This is a genomic window from Pseudomonas sp. HC1(2025) (genome assembly GCF_058742075.1).
The window spans coordinates 1,333,341-1,351,334 of record NZ_CP196017.1 but is presented as its reverse complement, the minus strand read 5'-3'; the positions used below and the strand labels follow the sequence as shown (position 1 = coordinate 1,351,334).

Genomic DNA, 17,994 nt, shown 5'->3' with positions numbered 1-17,994 from the left:
AAATTAGCATCGCCTCCCGCTTGCGTCGGTTCGCCGCGCTCACTAACGTAGCGCCTTTACTGACGCTACCCCCCCGCAGGAGCTTTGCCATGGCCTCGCCAGCCCTCTCACGTTTTCTTCCCCGGTTCGGCGTTGCCGCGGCAGTGGCCAGTGCCTTGGGCCTGGCCGGTTGCCAGTCACTGAACAGCCAGGACACCCTGCCCCCCGTTTCCGGCGTGCAGCCGCTCAAGGGCCTGGCGCAGAATGTTTCCGTGCGGCGCAACAGCCAGGGCATGCCGCTGATTGAAAGCAATACCTTCCACGACGCGCTGTTCGCTCTCGGTTATGTGCACGCCAGCGACCGGATCAACCAGATGGTCACCCTACGGCTGCTGGCCCAGGGCCGCCTGGCAGAGATGTCCGGGCCGGACGTGCTGGATGTCGACCGCTTCATGCGCGCCGTCAACCTGAAGAAAAGCGCCAGCGAGCTGTACAACGCCTCCTCGCCGCGTCTCAAGCGCTTCTTTGAAGTGTATGCCCGCGGGGTCAACGCCTACCTGTTCCGCTACCGCGACAAACTGCCGAAAGACCTGGCCCAGACCGGCTACAAGCCCGAATACTGGAAACCGGAAGATTCGGCGCTGCTGTTCTGCCTGCTCAATTTCAGCGAGTCGGCCAACTTGCAGGAAGAGTTGTCCGCCCTGGTACTGGCGCAAAAAGTCGGCGCCGACAAACTCGCCTGGCTGACCCCAAGCTACCCGGACGAACCGCTGCCTACGGCAGAGTCCGACAAGCTCAAGGGCATCAATCTAGGGCAGATTCCCGGCGTTGCCGCGCTCACCAGCCTCAACGAGCACCTGGCCAGCCTCAACACCCTTGGGGTTTCCACCTCCAGCAACTGGGCCATCGCCCCGCAACGCAGCCGCAGTGGCCGCAGCCTGCTGGCGAACGATCTGTCGACGCCTCTGCAGGCGCCCTCCCTGTGGAATTTCGTACAGATCCGCGCGCCGAAATACCAGGCCGCCGGGGTGTCGATCGCTGGGATTCCTACGCTGCTGTCAGGTTTCAACGGCAAAGTGGCCTGGAGCATGAGCCAGGTGTCCGGCGATACCCAGGACCTGTTCCTGGAGAAGGTCAAGCGCCAGGGCAGCACGCTGTACTACGAGCACAACGGCAAATGGCTACCGGCCATCGTGCGTAACGAAACCTTCTTCGCCAAGGGCCAGCGGCCAATTCGCGAGGCGGTGTACGAAACCCGCCACGGCCCGCTGCTCAACAGCGCCCAGTCGCTGACCAGCGGCTACGGCCTGGCCCTGCAAACCGCCGACTTCAAGGACGACAAGAGCCTGGATGCGTTTTTCGACCTATCCCGGGCGCAGAACGTGGAAAAAGCCTCGGACGCCAGCCGGGAGATTCGTGCGATCCCGCTGAACATGGTGTTTGCCGACGCCAGCAATATCGGCTGGCAGGTCACCGGGCGCTTCCCCAACCGTCGCGAAGGTGAAGGCCTGTTGCCATCCCCAGGTTGGGACGGGCGCTTTGACTGGGACGGCTATGCCGATGCGATGTTGCACCCCTATGACCAGGACCCGCCACAGGGTTGGGTCGGCACGGCCAACCAGCGCAGCGTGCCCCATGGCTATGGCATGCAACTGTCCAACTCCTGGGCCGCGCCGGAGCGCAGCGAGCGCCTGGCGCAGCTGGCCGGCAACGGCAAGCACGACAGCCGTAGCGTGATTGCCATGCAGTACGACCAGACCACGCTGTTCGCCGCCAAACTTAAAAGCATGTTCCAGGCACCGGGCATGGCCCAGCCTCTGAAACAGGCGATCGATGCCCTGCCGGCCGCCGAACGTTCCAAGGCCCAGGAGGCTTTGGGCCGTCTGATGGCGTTCGACGGGCGGCTGGCGGCCACCTCGGCCGACGCGGCGATCTACCAACTGTTCCTGCAGGAAAGCGCCAGGCAGATTTTCCTCGACGAACTGGGCCCGGAATCCAGCGCCACCTGGAAAGCCTTTGTCAGCAACGCCAACCTGTCCTACGCGGCCCAGGCCGACCATCTGCTGGGGCGTGAAGACAGCCCGTTCTGGGATGACCTGCGCACCCCCGGCAAAGAAGACAAACCGGCGATTCTCGCCCGCAGCCTGGCCGCCGCGATCAGCGCCGGCGACAGCCAGTGGGGCGCCGATCACAAGGCCTGGCAGTGGGGCAAACTGCACAGCTACACCTGGAAAAACACCAGCGGCCAGACGATTCGCGGCCCATTGGCAGCAGGTGGCGATCACACCACGTTGAACGCTGCGCCCTACAACTGGGGGCAGGATTTCGCCACCACCCAGGTCCAGGCCCTGCGCATGATCGTGGATTTTGGCCAGGTGGAACCCATGATGGGCCAGGGCGGGATCGGCCAATCCGGCAACCCTGCCAGCCCGTACTATGCCAACGGCATTGATCCGTGGCTCAAGGCGCAGTACCTGAGCTTCCCGATGCAGCCGCAGAACTTTGACAAGGTGTATGGCAAGACCCGATTGACCCTGGTCCCAGGGAAATAACCCCATGTAGGCGCTGGCTTGCCAGCGCCTACAGTTCGTGAGCGGCCCGCACTGCAATGGTGCGCAAGATCTGTAGCGCCCGATATCGGGCGCGCCTCGCGTCGCCCTTCGTGTAATCCCACCAATTAAAAAGACTATTCAGAACTATGGTGCAGAAATTGCTACTTGCGATACGTCTGACACCGTTCAGTAACAGTCCTAATCGCGCCACAAGCGCTTATCTTGGTTCCCAGGGATTACATAATGAAAAAAGCATTGCTGACCCTTTCTGCACTCGCGCTGTGCATGGCCGCCGGTACCGCCTTGGCCAAGGAATACAAAGAATTGCGTTTTGGTGTGGACCCTTCCTACGCGCCGTTTGAATCCAAGGCCGCCGACGGCAGCCTGGTGGGCTTCGATATCGACCTGGGCAATGCCATTTGTGCGGAGCTGAAGGTCACCTGCAAGTGGGTAGAAAGTGACTTTGACGGCATGATCCCCGGCCTCAAGGCCAAGAAGTTCGACGGTGTGATTTCGTCCATGACCGTGACCCCGGCCCGCGAGAAGGTCATCGACTTCTCCAGCGAGCTGTTTTCCGGCCCCACTTCCTACGTGTTCAAGAAAGGCTCCGGCCTGAGCGAAGACATCGCGTCCCTCAAGGGCAAGACGGTCGGCTATGAACAAGGCACCATCCAGGAAGCCTACGCCAAGGCCGTGCTGGACAAAGCCGGGATCAAAACCCAGGCCTACCAGAACCAGGACCAGGTGTACGCCGACCTGACCTCGGGCCGCCTCGATGCCTCGATCCAGGACATGCTGCAGGCCGAACTGGGCTTTTTAAAATCGCCACAAGGTGCCGATTACGAAGTCAGCAAGCCGGTGGACAGCGAAATGCTGCCGTCCAAGACTGCCGTGGGCATCGCAAAAGGTAACAAAGAGCTGAAAGCTCTCTTGGATAAAGGTATCAAAGCGTTACACGATGATGGCACCTACGCCACTATCCAGAAAAAACACTTTGGCGATCTGAACCTCTACAGCGGCAAATAACGCTGCGGCGCCCACCCCCGCACGGGGTGGGCGCACTCTCGATGGCCAAAGGCGTACCCCATGTTTGAAGACCTGTTGCAGACCCTCGGGCTTGGTGCGTTCAGCCTGCAAGGGTTTGGCCCACTGTTGCTGCAAGGCACCTGGATGACCATCAAATTGTCAGTGCTGTCCCTGGCAGTCAGCGTCGTGCTGGGCCTGCTCGGCGCCAGTGCCAAGTTGTCGAGCCTGGCGCTGTTGCGCATTCCCGCGCAGCTCTACACCACCTTGATTCGCGGGGTGCCGGACCTGGTGCTGATGCTGCTGATTTTCTACAGCCTGCAAACCTGGCTGACCAGTTTCACCGACTACATGGAATGGGAATACATCGAGATCAACCCGTTCGGCGCCGGGGTGATTACCCTGGGTTTTATCTACGGTGCGTATTTCACCGAGACTTTTCGCGGTGCGATCCTCGCCGTGCCCCGCGGCCAGTTGGAAGCCGCCACGGCCTATGGCCTCACGCGCGGGCAGCGCTTTCGCTACGTGACCTTCCCGCAAATGATGCGCTTCGCCCTGCCGGGCATCGGCAATAACTGGATGGTGATGCTCAAGGCCACGGCGCTGGTGTCGATCATCGGCCTGGCTGATGTGGTCAAGGCCGCCCAGGATGCCGGCAAAAGTACCTACCAACTGTTCTTTTTCCTGGTGGTCGCGGCCTTGATCTACCTGGCCATCACCAGCGCGTCGAACTTCGTCCTGCGCAGGCTCGAAGCCCGTTACGCCGCAGGCTCACGGGAGGCAGTGCGATGATTGAATTGTTGCAGGAATACTGGCGGCCCTTCCTCTACAGCGATGGCAACCACATGACTGGGCTGGCCATGACGATGTGGCTGCTCACGGCCTCGATCTGCATCGGCTTCGTGGTGTCGATCCCACTGTCCATCGCCCGCGTCTCGCGAAACCGCTGGGTGCGCTGGCCGGTGCAGTTCTATACCTACCTGTTTCGCGGCACACCGCTGTATATCCAACTACTGATCTGCTACACCGGCATCTACAGCCTCGCCGCCGTTCGCGCACAACCGGTGCTGGATGGTTTTTTTCGCGACGCAATGAACTGCACGCTCCTCGCATTTGCCCTCAACACCTGCGCCTACACCACGGAGATTTTCGCCGGGGCCATCCGCAGCATGGCCCACGGCGAGGTCGAGGCGGCGAAAGCCTATGGCCTGAGCGGCTGGAAACTGTACGCCTACGTGATCATGCCCTCGGCCCTACGCCGCTCGTTGCCGTACTACAGTAATGAAGTGATCCTGATGCTGCACTCGACGACGGTAGCCTTTACCGCGACGATCCCGGACATCCTCAAAGTGGCCCGGGACGCAAACTCGGCCACCTTCCTCACTTTCCAGTCGTTTGGTATCGCTGCGCTGATCTACCTGACCGTGACCTTTGCCCTGGTCGGTCTGTTTCGTCTGGCGGAGCGTCGCTGGCTGGCCTTTCTCGGGCCGAGCCATTAAGGAGCCCCTATGCGGCAACAGATTCATCCCCTCCTCGCACCGGTGCCAGGCACGGCACGGCAGATCCACAGTTTCCACTTCGGGCCAGAGCAGGCCGAAGGCAAAATCTACATCCAATCCTCGCTACACGCCGACGAACTGCCCGGCATGCTGGTGGCCTGGCACTTGAAGGGACGCTTGGCCGAACTGGCCGCGGCCGGCCGCCTGCGCAGCGAAATCGTGCTGGTGCCAGTGGCCAACCCGGCGGGCCTTGAGCAAGTACTGATGGACATGCCCCTGGGCCGCTACGAACTGGAGAGCGGGCAGAACTTCAATCGCCTGTTCTTCGATCTCAGCGAAGAAGTCGGCAATCAGGTCGAGAGCCTGTTGGGGGACGATCCCAGGCGCAACGTCGCACTGATCCGCGACAGTCTGCGCCAGGCCCTCGACCGCCATGTACCAGCCACACAACTGCAATCCCAGCGCCTGGTGCTGCAACGCCTGGCCTGTGACGCCGATATGGTGCTGGACCTGCATTGCGACTTCGAAGCCGTGGCCCACCTTTACACCACCCCCGAGGCCTGGCCGCAGGTCGAGCCGCTGGCCCGTTATATCGGCGCCGAAGCCAGCCTGTTGGCCACCGATTCGGGCGGACAATCCTTCGATGAGTGTTTCACCCTGCTCTGGTGGCAGTTGCAGCAACGTTTTGGCGAGCGTTTCCAGATCCCCCTGGGCAGCTTTTCCGTGACCCTGGAGTTGCGCGGCCAGGGCGATGTCAATCACGGCCTGGCCAGCCTCGATTGCCAGGCGATCATCGACTACCTGATCCGATTTGGCGCGATCAGCGGCGAGCCTGCGCCCTTGCCCGACTTGCCCTACCCCGCTACGCCGCTGGCCGCCGTCGAACCAGTGGCGACCCCGGCGGGCGGCTTGCTGGTGTTCCACGCGTTGCCAGGGCAATACCTGGAGGCCGGGGAACTGGTGGCCGAGATCATCGACCCGATTCACGACCACATCACGCCCATCCACTGCCGCCATGCCGGCCTGATGTATGCCCGTTCGCTGCGGCGCATGGCCACGGCGGGCATGGTGATTGCCCATGTCGCCGGCCTTACGCCCTATCGCAGCGGCTATTTACTATCGCCTTGAGGATGCACGCCCCATGTACAAACTGACCGTTGAAGGCCTGCATAAAAGCTATGGCGACCATGAGGTGCTCAAAGGGGTTTCGCTCAAGGCCAAAAGCGGGGATGTGATCAGCCTGATCGGCGCCAGCGGCTCTGGCAAAAGCACGTTCCTGCGTTGCATCAACTTCCTTGAACAACCCAATGACGGCGCCATGAGCCTTGATGGCCAGCCGATCCGCATGGTCAGCGACCGCCACGGCATGCGCGTGGCCGACGAAGCCGAGCTACAGCGCCTGCGCACCCGCCTGGCGATGGTGTTCCAGCACTTCAACCTGTGGAGCCATATGAGCGTGCTGGAGAACATCACCATGGCCCCACGCCGGGTCTTGGGTTGCAGCAAGAAGGACGCTGAGGACCGTGCCCGGCGCTATCTGGACAAGGTTGGGCTGCCCGCACGGGTGGCGGAGCAGTATCCGGCATTCCTGTCGGGTGGCCAGCAGCAACGGGTGGCCATCGCCCGTGCCCTGGCGATGGAGCCGGAGGTGATGCTGTTCGACGAGCCGACATCGGCCCTGGACCCGGAGCTGGTGGGCGAAGTGCTGAAGGTGATCCAGGGGTTGGCCGAAGAGGGGCGGACCATGATCATGGTGACCCACGAGATGAGTTTCGCGCGCAAAGTGTCCAACCAGGTGCTGTTCTTGCACCAAGGCCTGGTGGAGGAGGAAGGCACGCCGGAAGACGTGCTGGGCCACCCGAAAAGCGAGCGGCTGCAACAGTTCCTGCGCGGCAACTTGTAGGAGCCGGCTTGCCGGCGATAACGGAGTCTCAGGTACCGATGCTGTAAAAACTTAGACCGCATCGCCGGCAAGCCGGCTCCTACAAAGGGCGAGGCGTCAGGCCACTGGCGCGGGTGGTGGCTCGTCCGGCAGGGTGGGTACGCCAGGCTCGGTAGGTTGTTCCGGGGTATCGGGGTCAGGCTGGCCTGGGATGCCGCCGGCGGCGGGGTCGGCCATCAGGGACCAGGCCAGAACACCAATCTGATTGGGTTCCAGCCGAGCAAGTTCGGCGCTGATTCGCGGGTCGATCTTCATAGGGTACTCCTCAAGCGTGGCTCGACGCGCTGTGCACGCGCCGAGGCAGTACACCCAATAGAGTGCCTGCCCGCTGACAAATTCCCTTGAGCTGTAAGACGTTTCTATCAGGTGCGTGGCAGAGTGACGCCGCGCTGGCCCTGGTACTTGCCGCCACGGTCCTTATAGGACACTTCGCACTCTTCGTCGGATTCGAAGAACAGCATCTGCGCCACGCCTTCATTGGCGTAGATCTTGGCCGGCAAGGTGGTGGTGTTGGAGAACTCCAGGGTCACGTGGCCTTCCCACTCAGGCTCAAGCGGCGTCACGTTGACGATAATGCCGCAGCGCGCGTAGGTGCTCTTGCCCAGGCAGATGGTCAGGACGTTGCGCGGGATCCGGAAGAACTCGACGGTGCGCGCCAGGGCGAAGGAGTTTGGTGGGATGATGCACACGTCGCTCTTCACATCGACGAAGCTCTTTTCATCGAAGTTTTTCGGATCGACGGTGGCCGAGTTGATATTGGTGAAGACCTTGAACTCATCGGCGCAACGTACATCGTAGCCGTAGCTGGAAACCCCGAATGAAATCAGGCGTTCGGCGCCTTCACCGCGCATCTGGCGCTCGACGAAGGGTTCGATCATGCCGTGCTCTTGCGCCATGCGGCGAATCCACTTGTCCGATTTGATGCTCATGGCGGGTGTCCTGAATAGCGAGGTGGAAAATTCTGTTGGGCATCTTACCGGGGCTGGCCTCGCGGTTCAAAGGACGCGGGGGTTTTTCTTGATTAAGTTGCGCCGGGCAACTGTCAGCCGTACGGGGCGGGCCTTGGCCCTGAATTTAAGGGCCGCAGGCCTGTAAAAGGCACCGCCAGTCACGAAAATAGAGAAACCTTCGGAAATACCATTGGCACGTTCCGGAAAAAGGGTTAAGGTGGCGCCACTGTGCTGCTTGTGTCACTGAGAATCTCTACACGATATGTTGAATTTCGATCCAACCATCTCCAAGAATTTTTCCTGCTCTTTGCACTCAGTCTCGGCCAGGGCTTTTCCTGAGTCGCAGTTAACTTTGTCCAAGGAGATACACCATGTCTAATCGCCAAACTGGTACCGTTAAGTGGTTCAACGATGAAAAAGGCTTCGGCTTCATCACTCCACAATCCGGTGACGACCTGTTCGTTCACTTCAAAGCTATCCAATCCGACGGCTTCAAAAGCCTGAAAGAAGGCCAACAGGTTTCTTTCATCGCTACCCGCGGTCAGAAAGGCATGCAAGCTGAAGAAGTTCAAGTTATCTAACTTGTACTGACTTAGTCGAAAGAACCCCGCCCTTAAAAGCGGGGTTTTTTTATGCCTGGGATTTGATACTGACCTTGCCAGCGAGGGCCGCCCTCAAGGTCGCCATCGCCGGCAAGCCGGGCTCCCGCAAGGGGATTGGCACAACGCAAAACGCCCGGTGCATTCCCATGCACCGGGCGTTCTCATAGCTACCTTACAAGCCGCTACTGAAACAACGACTCACTCGACAAGCCATTTTTCTCCAGGATCTCCCGCAAGCGCTTGAGACCCTCTACCTGGATCTGCCGCACCCGCTCACGGGTCAAGCCGATCTCCAGGCCAACATCTTCCAGGGTGCTGCTTTCATGGCCACGCAGGCCAAAGCGGCGAATCACCACCTCGCGCTGCTTGTCCGTCAGCTCTGAAAGCCATTGATCGATACTTTGCGACAAGTCATCGTCCTGCAACAGCTCACACGGATCCGTGGGTCGGTCATCCGTAAGGGTGTCCAGCAAGGTTTTATCCGAATCCGGACCCAGCGAGACATCGACCGAAGACACACGCTCGTTAAGCCCGAGCATGCGCTTGACCTCTCCCACTGGTTTTTCCAGCAGGTTGGCGATCTCTTCAGGCGAAGGTTCATGATCAAGTTTCTGGGTAAGCTCGCGTGCCGCCCGCAGGTACACGTTAAGCTCCTTGACGACATGAATCGGCAACCGGATGGTCCGAGTCTGATTCATGATTGCGCGCTCAATGGTCTGGCGAATCCACCACGTCGCGTAGGTCGAAAAGCGAAAACCCCGCTCGGGGTCAAACTTCTCTACCGCCCGGATCAAGCCGAGGTTGCCCTCTTCGATCAGGTCCAACAGGGAAAGCCCACGATTGACATAGCGTCGGGCGATTTTCACCACCAGGCGCAGGTTGCTTTCAATCATGCGCTTGCGCCCAGCCGGATCTCCCTTTTGCGACAATCGCGCAAAATGGACTTCTTCTTCGGGAGTGAGCAAGGGGGAAAAGCCGATTTCATTGAGGTACAACTGGGTCGCATCGAGCGCCCGGGTGTAATCAATATACTTATGCTGTTTTAACGCTGTGGAGTTTTTGGACTTGGTACGAACTGAAGGTACAGCGGGTCCCTCATTCGACATCGATTCCGTACCGATGCCGGTCTCCATAAGGAGAACCTCATCGTCGATGTCAAACTCCGGCGCTTCTTTACTGAGAGCCATTGTTATAGTCCTTTGGTGAGTTCGACCTCAAGCTCAAGCGACGCCTTTATCCTTGGCAACGCTGGAGCCTGTTCCTTCTACGTGAGGGAACAGGCTGACAACACATCAACGCCGGGGTAGGAATTGCAGTGGATCTACAGGTTTACCTTGGCGGCGAATCTCAAAGTGCAGTTTCACCCGGTCTGTACCAGTCGACCCCATTTCGGCAATTGTCTGTCCGACTTTGACCTGCTGCCCCTCCCGAACCAACAACCTGCGGTTATGACCGTAGGCACTGACGTAGGTATCGCTGTGTTTGATGATGACTAATTCGCCGTAGCCCCGTAGACCACTCCCGGCGTATACAACAGTCCCATCAGACGCAGCTAAAACAGGCTGTCCCAAATCCCCGGCGATATCAATGCCTTTATTCAAACTACCGTTTGAAGAGAATTTTCCAATAAGAATGCCATTTGAGGGCCATCCCCAACCGGTCGGTGCCGGTCCCGCAGGTGGCAACGGCGCGGGTGCCGGCTTGCTCGCAACCTTAGGCGCAACGGTGCCTGCAGGCCGGGTGAAGACCGTCGTCTTGCTGGAAGAAGAGGCCGATGAACCGGATTTTGTCACAACTGCCGTGGGCGCCGAACCCGTGCGCCCATCGAAACGGATGGTTTGCCCCGGATGTATCGTATAAGGCACAGGAATGTTGTTACGCGCGGCCAGCGCCTTGTAGTCCCAGCCATAACGGAAGGCGATCGAGAACATGGTATCGCCCTTACGCACCACGTATTGCCCGGTGGTCACCGTCGGCCGTTGCGGTGCCGCATTATTGCGGTCGACCACGCGCGCGCCGCTGCCTGTGCTGGAGCAGGCAGCCAGCAAGGAACTCAAGACAAGGCCAATCACCAGTCGCTGAAAGCTAGTTTTACTCATACGCTGCGCAATGACTGTGAGACTCACCCGCCGCTCCCTTTGTGGTGGCTGAAACATGAACGCCTGTATCAGGCTTGAAATATGTCGCAAGTATAACTGGCTGCCAGACTTTAACCGGCAACAAGGTAGAAACGAAAAATTCATCTCGTTTAATAACTACCCAACTTGATGTTGACTCAATGAACCCCGCTGTAAGACACATACACAGCAATAGAATTCACTACACCGTAACAATTGTTCAGGCCAGCGGCCCATTAAGTAACGGAACGAAACGCACTGCACCCAGGACATGCCGGGAAAAACCCTCTTCTTCGCGCACGATCAACATCAACTGTTGCACTTCGCCCGATCCCACCGGAATCACCAGGCGCCCGCCCGGAGCCAATTGGTCCAGAAGTGCCTGAGGCACATCGGTGGCCACCGCAGTCACGATGATGCCGTTGTAGGGCGCCAAGGCCGGCCAGCCTTCCCAGCCATCACCCCAACGAAACACTACGTTGCGCAGGTTCAGCTCCACCAGGCGCTCCTTGGCCCGGTCCTGCAGGACCTTGATCCGCTCGACGGAAAACACCCGCTCCACGAGTTGCGAGAGCACGGCAGTCTGGTAGCCGGAGCCGGTGCCAATCTCCAGCACTTTGTCCAAGGGACCCGCCGCCAACAACAGCTCACTCATCCGCGCCACCATATAGGGCTGGGAGATGGTTTGGTTGTGGCCAATCGGTAGCGCGGTGTCTTCGTAGGCGCGATGGGCCAGGGCCTCATCGACAAACAGATGGCGCGGGGTACGGCGGATGACTTCCAGCACCTGGGCGTTGGACAGTCCCTCTTCATAGAGTCGCTGGATCAAACGCTCACGGGTGCGTTGGGAGGTCATGCCGATGCCCCGGCGCAACAGGTCGTCCTGTTCACGAGCCATCAGCGCAGCCCCTCCAGCCAGGGATCGAGACCACCGAAGGCATCATTGAAGGTGCGATCGAGTTGCAGCGGGGTAATCGAAACATAACCTTGCATCACCGCATGAAAGTCCGTGCCCGGCCCGCCATCCTCGGCGTCGCCCGCTGCGGCAATCCAGTAGCCTTCCCTGCCACGGGGATCCACCACTTTCAGCGGTGCCGCAGCGCGGGCGCGGTGGCCCAGGCGGGTCAATTGGATGCCGCGAATATGGTCCAAGGGCAGATTGGGAATATTGACGTTGAGCACCGTACGCGGTGGCAGCACCAGGGTGCCGTGGGCCTCAACCAGCTTGCGCGCAAAATAAGCGGCGGTCGCCAGGTTATCCACCTGCCGCGACGCCAGCGAAAAGGCAAAGGCCGTCCGCCCCAGGAAGCGCCCTTCCAGGGCCGCCGCGACGGTGCCGGAATACAGCACGTCATCGCCGAGGTTGGCGCCCAGGTTGATCCCGGAAACCACCAGATCCGGCTCATCGGCCAGCAAGCTGTTGATGGCCAGGTGCACGCAATCGGTCGGCGTGCCATTAACGCTGATAAAGCCGTTGGCCAGCGTCTGCGGGTGCAAGGGACGGTCGAGCGTCAGCGAACTGCTGGCGCCACTTTTGTCCTGGTCCGGGGCAACCACCACGCACTCGGCATAATCTGCCAGCGCAGCATGAAGCGCGGCAAGGCCGGGTGCGGTGACCCCGTCGTCGTTAGATATCAGAATACGCATGGGCTGTCCGTCTGCCCCACCGGCACCAGATCAACAAGCTCGCGCACCAAGACAGTGGCGAAGCATCCGGCCGGCAGGACGAATTCCAATTGCAGAATGTCAGTCTCGGGATAATGCCACGTCAACCCGCCAATGGGCAGTCGCAGAATGCGCCGTTCCTGGCTCATGCCGGCTTTGGCCAGCCACTCGCACAGGTGCGCCTCGCTCGCGGCGACGGCTTGCTCCAGTTCATGGGTTGCGCCAGCGGCGGGCGAATCGCCTTCACCCCACTGTGGGCCGGTGGGATGCAGGTCGAGGATGGCCAGGCGCGGATCGCTGCACTCCGCCTCCCCCGCCGGGAAAAAGCTGCGGCTGTCGGTGAACGCCAGCAGGTCACCGACCTGGGCGCGCTGCCATGATCCATCGGCAACCCGCGCCGCCAACACCTTATTGAACACAAAACTGCGCGCGGTCGACAGCAGGCGCGAACGTACATTGCGCTGTTCCGGCAACGCCTTGCGGGCCGCCCAGTCGCGGGCATCGACGACGTTACCGCCGTTATGGCCAAAACGCTGGGCGCCGAAATAGTTGGGGATACCGTGCTTGGCGATCAATTGCAGGCGCGCATCAATCGCGCCGTGGTCGCCGGCCAGTTGGGTCAGGCGCAGGGTAAAACCGTTGGCCGCATGGGCGCCACGCTGCAACTTGCGTTTATGACGGGCGGCCTTGAGGATTTTCAGGGTGTCGTTTTCCGCCGCACTCAGGTCTGGGTCGGCCTTGCCCGGCAGTTGCACGCTGAACCACTGGCGCGTCAGCGCCTGGCGATCCTTGAGGCCGGCATAGCTCACCGTGCGCAAGGGCACGCCGGCAGCCTTGGCAATACGTCGCGCAGCCTCTTCAGTGTTCAGGCCGCGCTTTTCCACCCACAACCACAGGTGCTCACCCTCGCCGGTCAGCGGGATATCCAGCACTTCATCCACTTGGAAATCTTCGGCAGTCGCCTTGAGCACCGCGCTGCCCAGTGCCTCGCCATAGGCCCGCGGGCCCAACAGTTGCAGTTCGTTCATGCGCGCAGCAACAAGGCGACAGAGTGCACCGCAATGCCCTCTTCACGACCGGTAAACCCGAGTTTTTCGGTGGTGGTGGCTTTCACGTTGACTTGATCCAGTTCTATTTGCAGATCGGCGGCAATCACTGCGCGCATCGATTCGATATGCGGGGCCATTTTGGGTGCCTGGGCAACGATGGTGTTATCGACATTGCCGACCTTCCAGCCCTTGGCATGGATCAGGCCGACCACATGCCGCAGCAGCACGCGACTGTCCGCGCCCTTGAAAGTGGGATCGGTGTCCGGAAAGTGTTTACCGATATCTCCCAATGCAGCCGCGCCGAGCAAGGCATCGCTCAAGGCATGCAGCACAACGTCGCCGTCGGAATGAGCCAGCAACCCATGGTGGTGCGCAATGCGCACGCCGCCCAGGGTGATGAAGTCGCCTTCGGCGAAACGGTGCACATCATAGCCGTGGCCAATACGCATAAAAAAACGCCCCGAGTTAATTCAGGGCGTGATTCTACCTACTTTTGCCAGACATTAACCGAGCAAAGCACGTCCATGATGACGCAAGTGGTCCTCGATGAAGCTGGCGATAAAGAAGTAGCTGTGGTCGTAGCCCGGTTGCAGGCGCAACTCCAGCGGATGGCCGGCGGCCTTGGCGGCTTGTTGCAAGGCTTCGGGCTTGAGTTGAGTGGCGAGGAAGTCGTCGCGATCACCCTGGTCCACCAGCAGTGGCAGTTTTTCCGAGGCTTCGCTGATCAGCACGCAGGCATCCCATTCGCGCCACTTGGAGCGATCTTCCCCCAGGTAGCGGGAAAACGCTTTCTGCCCCCAAGGGCAATCCATCGGATTGTTGATCGGCGAAAACGCCGACACCGACTGGTAGTGCCCCGGATTGCGCAAGGCGCATACCAGCGCACCGTGGCCGCCCATTGAATGCCCGCTGATGCCGCGCTTGTCGGACGCCGGGAAATGCGCTTCAACCAACGCCGGCAATTCCTGCACGACATAGTCATGCATCCGATAGTGCTTGCTCCACGGTTGTTGCGTGGCATTCAAGTAAAACCCGGCACCCAGGCCAAAGTCCCAGGCATTGTCCGGGTCGCCCGGCACACCCGGCCCACGGGGGCTGGTGTCCGGGGCGACGATGATCAACCCCAGCTCAGCCGCCATACGCTGCGCGCCGGCCTTTTGCATGAAGTTCTCATCGGTGCAGGTCAAGCCCGACAGCCAGTACAGCACCGGCAACTTGCCGCCTTGCTCCGCCTGCGGTGGCAGGTAGACGGCGAAGGTCATATCGCAATCGAGTACATCGGAATGATGCTTATAGCGTTTGTGCCAGCCGCCGAAGCTCTTCTGGCATGACAGGTTTTCCAGATTCATGGCCGACCTCAGAAATGGATGACGGTACGAATGCTCTTGCCTTCATGCATCAGGTCGAATGCCTTATTGATATCTTCCAGGCCCATGGTGTGGGTGATGAAGGTATCCAACGGGATTTCGCCGGTCTGGGCCATTTCCACGTAGCTTGGCAACTCGCTGCGGCCACGCACGCCACCGAAGGCCGAACCGCGCCAGACACGACCGGTCACCAGTTGAAATGGACGGGTAGCGATTTCCTGGCCAGCCCCGGCGACCCCAATGATTACCGACTCGCCCCAGCCTTTGTGGCAGCACTCTAGGGCCGCACGCATCAGCTGGACATTGCCGATGCACTCGAAGGAAAAGTCCACACCGCCGTCGGTCAAATCGACAATCACATCCTGGATCGGCCGATCGTAGTCTTTCGGGTTGATACAGTCGGTGGCACCCAACTGCTTGGCGATCTCGAACTTGGCCGGGTTGATGTCGATGGCGATGATACGACCGGCCTTGGCTTTAACTGCACCGATCACGGCCGACAAACCAATCCCGCCCAGGCCGAAAATGGCCACGGTGTCACCCGGCTTGACCTTGGCGGTGTTGATCACGGCACCGATACCAGTGGTGACGCCACAGCCCAGCAGGCAAACTTTTTCCAGCGGCGCTTCTTTGGGAATCTTGGCCACGGAGATTTCCGGCAACACTGTGTATTCGGAAAAAGTCGAAGTCCCCATGTAGTGGAAGATCGGCTGCCCTTTGTAGGAAAAACGCGTAGTACCGTCTGGCATCAGGCCTTTGCCCTGGGTCGCACGGATGGCTTGGCACAGGTTGGTCTTGCCCGACAGGCAGAACTTGCACTTGCCACACTCCGGGGTGTACAGCGGGATCACGTGGTCGCCCACCGCCACCGAAGTCACACCCTCGCCAATCGCTTCGACCACCGCGCCGCCTTCGTGGCCCAGGATCGATGGGAAGATGCCTTCCGGATCGGCGCCCGACAGGGTGTAGGCGTCAGTGTGGCAAACCCCGGAAGCGACCACGCGCAGCAGGACTTCACCGGCCTTGGGCATGGCCACATCCACTTCCACGATCTCCAGTGGTTTCTTGGCTTCAAAGGCGACAGCGGCGCGTGACTTGATCATCCGGGTTTCTCCTGGGGCTTAAAAGTAAGACGAACAGTGTAAAACAAGGCCCATTGATTAATAATCCAGGCAAAAGCAAAACATTATTGCTGTACTGGGATAATCACCATGCTGGAAAACCGCTGGGAAGGCATCGATGAGTTCGTCGCCGTCGCCGAATGCAGCCAATTTACTGCGGCTGCCGAACGCCTGGGCGTGTCCTCGTCCCATATCAGCCGCCAGGTCGCACGTCTGGAAGAACGCCTGCAAACCCGCCTGCTGTATCGCAGCACCCGGCGCGTTACGCTGACCGAGGCCGGGCAAACCTTCCTGCAACATTGCCAACGCCTGCAGGATGGGCGCGAAGAGGCCCTGCGCGCCGTAGGCGACCTGACCAGCGAACCCAAGGGCATGTTGCGCATGACCTGCGCCGTGGCTTATGGCGAACGCTTTATCGTGCCGCTGGTCACGCGCTTCATGGGGCTGTATCCGCAATTGCGCGTGGATATCGAGCTGAGCAACCGCCCCCTCGACCTGGTGCATGAAGGCCTGGACCTGGCGATTCGCCTGGGCCGCCTGCAAGACTCGCGGATGGTCGCCAGCCGCCTGGCACCCCGGCGCATGTATCTCTGTGCGTCGCCGTCCTACCTGGAGCGGTATGGACGCCCCCATAGCTTGTCGGAACTGAGCCGGCATAACTGCCTGGTCGGCAGCTCGGATATTTGGCAATTGGCCCAGGATGGGCGCGAATTTTCCCAAAGGGTGCAGGGAAACTGGCGCTGCAACAGTGGGCAGGCGGTGCTGGATGCGGCGCTGCAAGGGGTGGGGTTATGCCAGTTGCCGGATTATTACGTGCTGGAGCACTTGCACAGCGGCGCACTGGTTTCACTACTTGAGTCCCACCAACCGCCGAATACTGCAGTGTGGGCGCTGTATCCGCAGCAGCGGCATTTGTCGCCGAAGGTGCGCAAGTTGGTGGACTACCTGAAGGAAGGGCTGGCTGGGCGGCCGGAGTATGGCGGGTGATCTGGGGCGTCGGGCCTGGCCTCATCGCAGGCAAGCCAGCTCCCACACCTGACCGCGTATCCCTGTTGGAATGTGGTCAGGTGTGGGAGCTGGCTTGCCTGCGATGAAGTCACCTCGGTCCAGCAGCCTACCGGCGATTAGCCCACCGCAACCTGAGCCACTCCAGATCCTCCGGCCGGGTCACCTTGATATTGTCCGCGCGCCCTTCCACCAGGCGTGGCGCCTGGCCGGACCATTCCATGGCCGAGGCTTCGTCAGTGATGACCGCGTCGGCCACCAGGCTATCGGCCAAGGCGCGGTGCAAGGCCCCCAGGCGGAACATTTGCGGGGTATAGGCTTGCCAGATCAGGCTGCGATCAATGGTTTCCACCACCCGCCCCTGCTTGTCGACACGCTTGAGGGTGTCGCGCGCCGGTACGGCCAGCAAGCCGCCCACCGGGTCATCCGCCAGCTGCGCCAACAACGTGTCGAGATCCTCGCGGCTCAGGTTCGGCCGTGCGGCATCGTGCACCAGCACCCAGTCGTCATCGCTGGCGCCCAGGGCATTGAGTTGCAGCAGTGCATTGAGCACCGAGCCTGAGCGCTCCGCCCCGCCGTCCGCGCGCTGGATACGCGGGTCGCCGGCACACGCCAGGTTGGGCCAGTAAGGATCATCGACAGCCAGACTGACCACCAGCCCCTTGAGGCTCGGATGATCGAGGAAACAGCCAAGGCTGTGTTCGAGAATAGTGCGCCCGCCCAACTGCAGATACTGCTTGGGACGGTCCGCGGCCATGCGGGCACCGACGCCCGCGGCAGGAATCACGGCCCAGAAGGCCGGCAAACAGGCGTTCATTGGGCCAACTGGTAGAGGGTTTCACCCTCCTTGACCATGCCCAATTCATGACGAGCCCGCTCTTCAACGGTCTCCATGCCTTTTTTCAACTCAAGCACTTCGGCATCGAGCACACGGTTGCGCTCCAGCAACACCTCGTTCTCGGCGTGCTGCGCGGCAATTTGCTGGGTCAGGTCGGTCACCTGCGCCAGGCTGCCATTGCCCACCCAAAGGCGGTACTGCAGGCCAGCCAGCAGCAAGAGCAAGACGAGGAACAACCAATTGGGACTGCGCATCGAATATCGGGTATCCAGTGAAAAAAGACAG

Annotated in this window: 20 protein-coding genes; 8 read left to right on the top strand and 12 right to left on the bottom strand. The window is 60.5% G+C overall.

Translation table 11 applies throughout. From position 1 onward, the window contains the following. Positions 1-89 precede the first annotated feature (89 nt). The 6 genes from ACSSVH_RS05910 to ACSSVH_RS05885 all read left to right on the top strand — a co-directional run bounded on the left by ACSSVH_RS05910 (position 90) and on the right by ACSSVH_RS05885 (position 6,956). Positions 90-2,531, top strand: coding sequence for a penicillin acylase family protein (locus tag ACSSVH_RS05910; protein ID WP_492634214.1), 2,442 nt, complete (start codon positions 90-92; stop codon positions 2,529-2,531). Positions 2,532-2,774: 243 nt separating this feature from the next. Next, positions 2,775-3,557, top strand: coding sequence for a transporter substrate-binding domain-containing protein (locus ACSSVH_RS05905; RefSeq protein ID WP_169955475.1), 783 nt, complete (start codon positions 2,775-2,777; stop codon positions 3,555-3,557). Between the two features lie 60 nt (positions 3,558-3,617). Then, entirely contained in the window at positions 3,618-4,346 is a 729-nt protein-coding gene (locus ACSSVH_RS05900; protein WP_172314554.1) for an ABC transporter permease, read from the top strand. Continuing rightward, positions 4,343-5,053 (top strand): ABC transporter permease, encoded by a 711-nt coding sequence (locus tag ACSSVH_RS05895; protein ID WP_169955473.1) that lies wholly within the window; start codon positions 4,343-4,345, stop codon positions 5,051-5,053. The genes ACSSVH_RS05900 and ACSSVH_RS05895 overlap by 4 nt, the downstream gene beginning before the upstream one ends. A 9-nt stretch (positions 5,054-5,062) precedes the next feature. Beyond that, positions 5,063-6,181: a succinylglutamate desuccinylase/aspartoacylase family protein gene (locus ACSSVH_RS05890; protein WP_492634213.1), complete on the top strand. Its 1,119-nt coding sequence runs from the start codon at positions 5,063-5,065 to the stop codon at positions 6,179-6,181. Between the two features lie 13 nt (positions 6,182-6,194). Continuing rightward, positions 6,195-6,956 (top strand): ABC transporter ATP-binding protein, encoded by a 762-nt coding sequence (locus tag ACSSVH_RS05885; protein ID WP_492634212.1) that lies wholly within the window; start codon positions 6,195-6,197, stop codon positions 6,954-6,956. A 96-nt stretch (positions 6,957-7,052) separates the two neighbouring features. Here the strand turns inward: ACSSVH_RS05885 and ACSSVH_RS05880 are convergent, their stop codons facing one another. Next, positions 7,053-7,250, bottom strand: a complete 198-nt coding sequence (locus ACSSVH_RS05880) for a hypothetical protein (RefSeq protein WP_029297182.1) — start codon at positions 7,248-7,250, stop codon at positions 7,053-7,055. Positions 7,251-7,357: 107 nt separating this feature from the next. Continuing rightward, the gene (dcd, locus tag ACSSVH_RS05875) at positions 7,358-7,924 is read right to left on the bottom strand and encodes a dCTP deaminase (protein ID WP_003219273.1); all 567 of its coding nucleotides are present in this window, start codon (positions 7,922-7,924) and stop codon (positions 7,358-7,360) included. Positions 7,925-8,316: 392 nt separating this feature from the next. On the opposite strand from dcd, the gene ACSSVH_RS05870 reads away from it, so the two are divergent. Beyond that, the gene (locus ACSSVH_RS05870; protein WP_002554837.1) at positions 8,317-8,526 is read left to right on the top strand and encodes a cold-shock protein; all 210 of its coding nucleotides are present in this window, start codon (positions 8,317-8,319) and stop codon (positions 8,524-8,526) included. 203 nt (positions 8,527-8,729) lie between these two features. Here the strand turns inward: ACSSVH_RS05870 and rpoS are convergent, their stop codons facing one another. From rpoS to ACSSVH_RS05830, 8 genes are all read right to left on the bottom strand, one after another. Then, positions 8,730-9,734 carry an RNA polymerase sigma factor RpoS gene (gene rpoS / locus ACSSVH_RS05865; RefSeq protein WP_038446486.1) on the bottom strand — a complete coding sequence of 335 codons (1,005 nt, stop codon included), beginning with the start codon at positions 9,732-9,734 and terminating at the stop codon, positions 8,730-8,732. A gap of 105 nt (positions 9,735-9,839) precedes the next feature. Then, the gene (locus tag ACSSVH_RS05860) at positions 9,840-10,673 is read right to left on the bottom strand and encodes a peptidoglycan DD-metalloendopeptidase family protein (RefSeq protein ID WP_169955470.1); all 834 of its coding nucleotides are present in this window, start codon (positions 10,671-10,673) and stop codon (positions 9,840-9,842) included. Positions 10,674-10,884: 211 nt separating this feature from the next. After that, positions 10,885-11,520 (bottom strand): protein-L-isoaspartate(D-aspartate) O-methyltransferase, encoded by a 636-nt coding sequence (locus tag ACSSVH_RS05855; protein WP_169865481.1) that lies wholly within the window; start codon positions 11,518-11,520, stop codon positions 10,885-10,887. Between the two features lie 41 nt (positions 11,521-11,561). After that, on the bottom strand, positions 11,562-12,311 hold the full coding sequence (surE, locus tag ACSSVH_RS05850) for a 5'/3'-nucleotidase SurE (protein ID WP_029297237.1): 750 nt from the start codon (positions 12,309-12,311) through the stop codon (positions 11,562-11,564). Then, positions 12,299-13,357: a tRNA pseudouridine(13) synthase TruD gene (gene truD / locus ACSSVH_RS05845; RefSeq protein WP_492634211.1), complete on the bottom strand. Its 1,059-nt coding sequence runs from the start codon at positions 13,355-13,357 to the stop codon at positions 12,299-12,301. Before truD ends, surE begins: the two co-directional genes overlap by 13 nt. Then, positions 13,354-13,827 (bottom strand): 2-C-methyl-D-erythritol 2,4-cyclodiphosphate synthase, encoded by a 474-nt coding sequence (ispF, locus tag ACSSVH_RS05840; RefSeq protein ID WP_029297241.1) that lies wholly within the window; start codon positions 13,825-13,827, stop codon positions 13,354-13,356. The genes truD and ispF overlap by 4 nt, the downstream gene beginning before the upstream one ends. Positions 13,828-13,881: 54 nt before the next feature. Further along, a complete protein-coding gene (gene fghA / locus ACSSVH_RS05835; RefSeq protein ID WP_492634210.1) occupies positions 13,882-14,727 on the bottom strand; it encodes an S-formylglutathione hydrolase in 846 nt (281 codons plus the stop codon). 8 nt (positions 14,728-14,735) lie between these two features. Next, complete coding sequence (locus tag ACSSVH_RS05830; RefSeq protein ID WP_029297245.1) at positions 14,736-15,848, bottom strand: S-(hydroxymethyl)glutathione dehydrogenase/class III alcohol dehydrogenase; 1,113 nt, start codon at positions 15,846-15,848, stop codon at positions 14,736-14,738. Positions 15,849-15,956: 108 nt separating this feature from the next. On the opposite strand from ACSSVH_RS05830, the gene ACSSVH_RS05825 reads away from it, so the two are divergent. Further along, positions 15,957-16,853: a LysR substrate-binding domain-containing protein gene (locus ACSSVH_RS05825; RefSeq protein ID WP_169955466.1), complete on the top strand. Its 897-nt coding sequence runs from the start codon at positions 15,957-15,959 to the stop codon at positions 16,851-16,853. Between the two features lie 127 nt (positions 16,854-16,980). On the opposite strand, the gene ispD is transcribed toward ACSSVH_RS05825, so the two are convergent. Next, on the bottom strand, positions 16,981-17,688 hold the full coding sequence (gene ispD, locus ACSSVH_RS05820; protein ID WP_169955465.1) for a 2-C-methyl-D-erythritol 4-phosphate cytidylyltransferase: 708 nt from the start codon (positions 17,686-17,688) through the stop codon (positions 16,981-16,983). Further along, on the bottom strand, positions 17,685-17,963 hold the full coding sequence (gene ftsB, locus ACSSVH_RS05815) for a cell division protein FtsB (RefSeq protein ID WP_029297251.1): 279 nt from the start codon (positions 17,961-17,963) through the stop codon (positions 17,685-17,687). Before ftsB ends, ispD begins: the two co-directional genes overlap by 4 nt. Between the last annotated feature and the right edge of the window lie 31 nt (positions 17,964-17,994).

What these genes read in the sequence shown, in the direction of transcription:
- ACSSVH_RS05910 (WP_492634214.1), top strand. Translation starts at nt 90, where the DNA reads ATGGCCTCGCCAGCCCTCTCACGTTTTCTTCCCCGGTTCGGCGTTGCC.
- ACSSVH_RS05905 (WP_169955475.1), top strand. Translation starts at nt 2,775, where the DNA reads ATGAAAAAAGCATTGCTGACCCTTTCTGCACTCGCGCTGTGCATGGCC.
- ACSSVH_RS05900 (WP_172314554.1), top strand. Translation starts at nt 3,618, where the DNA reads ATGTTTGAAGACCTGTTGCAGACCCTCGGGCTTGGTGCGTTCAGCCTG.
- ACSSVH_RS05895 (WP_169955473.1), top strand. Translation starts at nt 4,343, where the DNA reads ATGATTGAATTGTTGCAGGAATACTGGCGGCCCTTCCTCTACAGCGAT.
- ACSSVH_RS05890 (WP_492634213.1), top strand. Translation starts at nt 5,063, where the DNA reads ATGCGGCAACAGATTCATCCCCTCCTCGCACCGGTGCCAGGCACGGCA.
- ACSSVH_RS05885 (WP_492634212.1), top strand. Translation starts at nt 6,195, where the DNA reads ATGTACAAACTGACCGTTGAAGGCCTGCATAAAAGCTATGGCGACCAT.
- ACSSVH_RS05880 (WP_029297182.1), bottom strand. Translation starts at nt 7,250, where the DNA reads ATGAAGATCGACCCGCGAATCAGCGCCGAACTTGCTCGGCTGGAACCC.
- dcd (WP_003219273.1), bottom strand. Translation starts at nt 7,924, where the DNA reads ATGAGCATCAAATCGGACAAGTGGATTCGCCGCATGGCGCAAGAGCAC.
- ACSSVH_RS05870 (WP_002554837.1), top strand. Translation starts at nt 8,317, where the DNA reads ATGTCTAATCGCCAAACTGGTACCGTTAAGTGGTTCAACGATGAAAAA.
- rpoS (WP_038446486.1), bottom strand. Translation starts at nt 9,734, where the DNA reads ATGGCTCTCAGTAAAGAAGCGCCGGAGTTTGACATCGACGATGAGGTT.
- ACSSVH_RS05855 (WP_169865481.1), bottom strand. Translation starts at nt 11,520, where the DNA reads ATGACCTCCCAACGCACCCGTGAGCGTTTGATCCAGCGACTCTATGAA.
- surE (WP_029297237.1), bottom strand. Translation starts at nt 12,311, where the DNA reads ATGCGTATTCTGATATCTAACGACGACGGGGTCACCGCACCCGGCCTT.
- truD (WP_492634211.1), bottom strand. Translation starts at nt 13,357, where the DNA reads ATGAACGAACTGCAACTGTTGGGCCCGCGGGCCTATGGCGAGGCACTG.
- ispF (WP_029297241.1), bottom strand. Translation starts at nt 13,827, where the DNA reads ATGCGTATTGGCCACGGCTATGATGTGCACCGTTTCGCCGAAGGCGAC.
- fghA (WP_492634210.1), bottom strand. Translation starts at nt 14,727, where the DNA reads ATGAATCTGGAAAACCTGTCATGCCAGAAGAGCTTCGGCGGCTGGCAC.
- ACSSVH_RS05830 (WP_029297245.1), bottom strand. Translation starts at nt 15,848, where the DNA reads ATGATCAAGTCACGCGCCGCTGTCGCCTTTGAAGCCAAGAAACCACTG.
- ACSSVH_RS05825 (WP_169955466.1), top strand. Translation starts at nt 15,957, where the DNA reads ATGCTGGAAAACCGCTGGGAAGGCATCGATGAGTTCGTCGCCGTCGCC.
- ispD (WP_169955465.1), bottom strand. Translation starts at nt 17,688, where the DNA reads ATGAACGCCTGTTTGCCGGCCTTCTGGGCCGTGATTCCTGCCGCGGGC.
- ftsB (WP_029297251.1), bottom strand. Translation starts at nt 17,963, where the DNA reads ATGCGCAGTCCCAATTGGTTGTTCCTCGTCTTGCTCTTGCTGCTGGCT.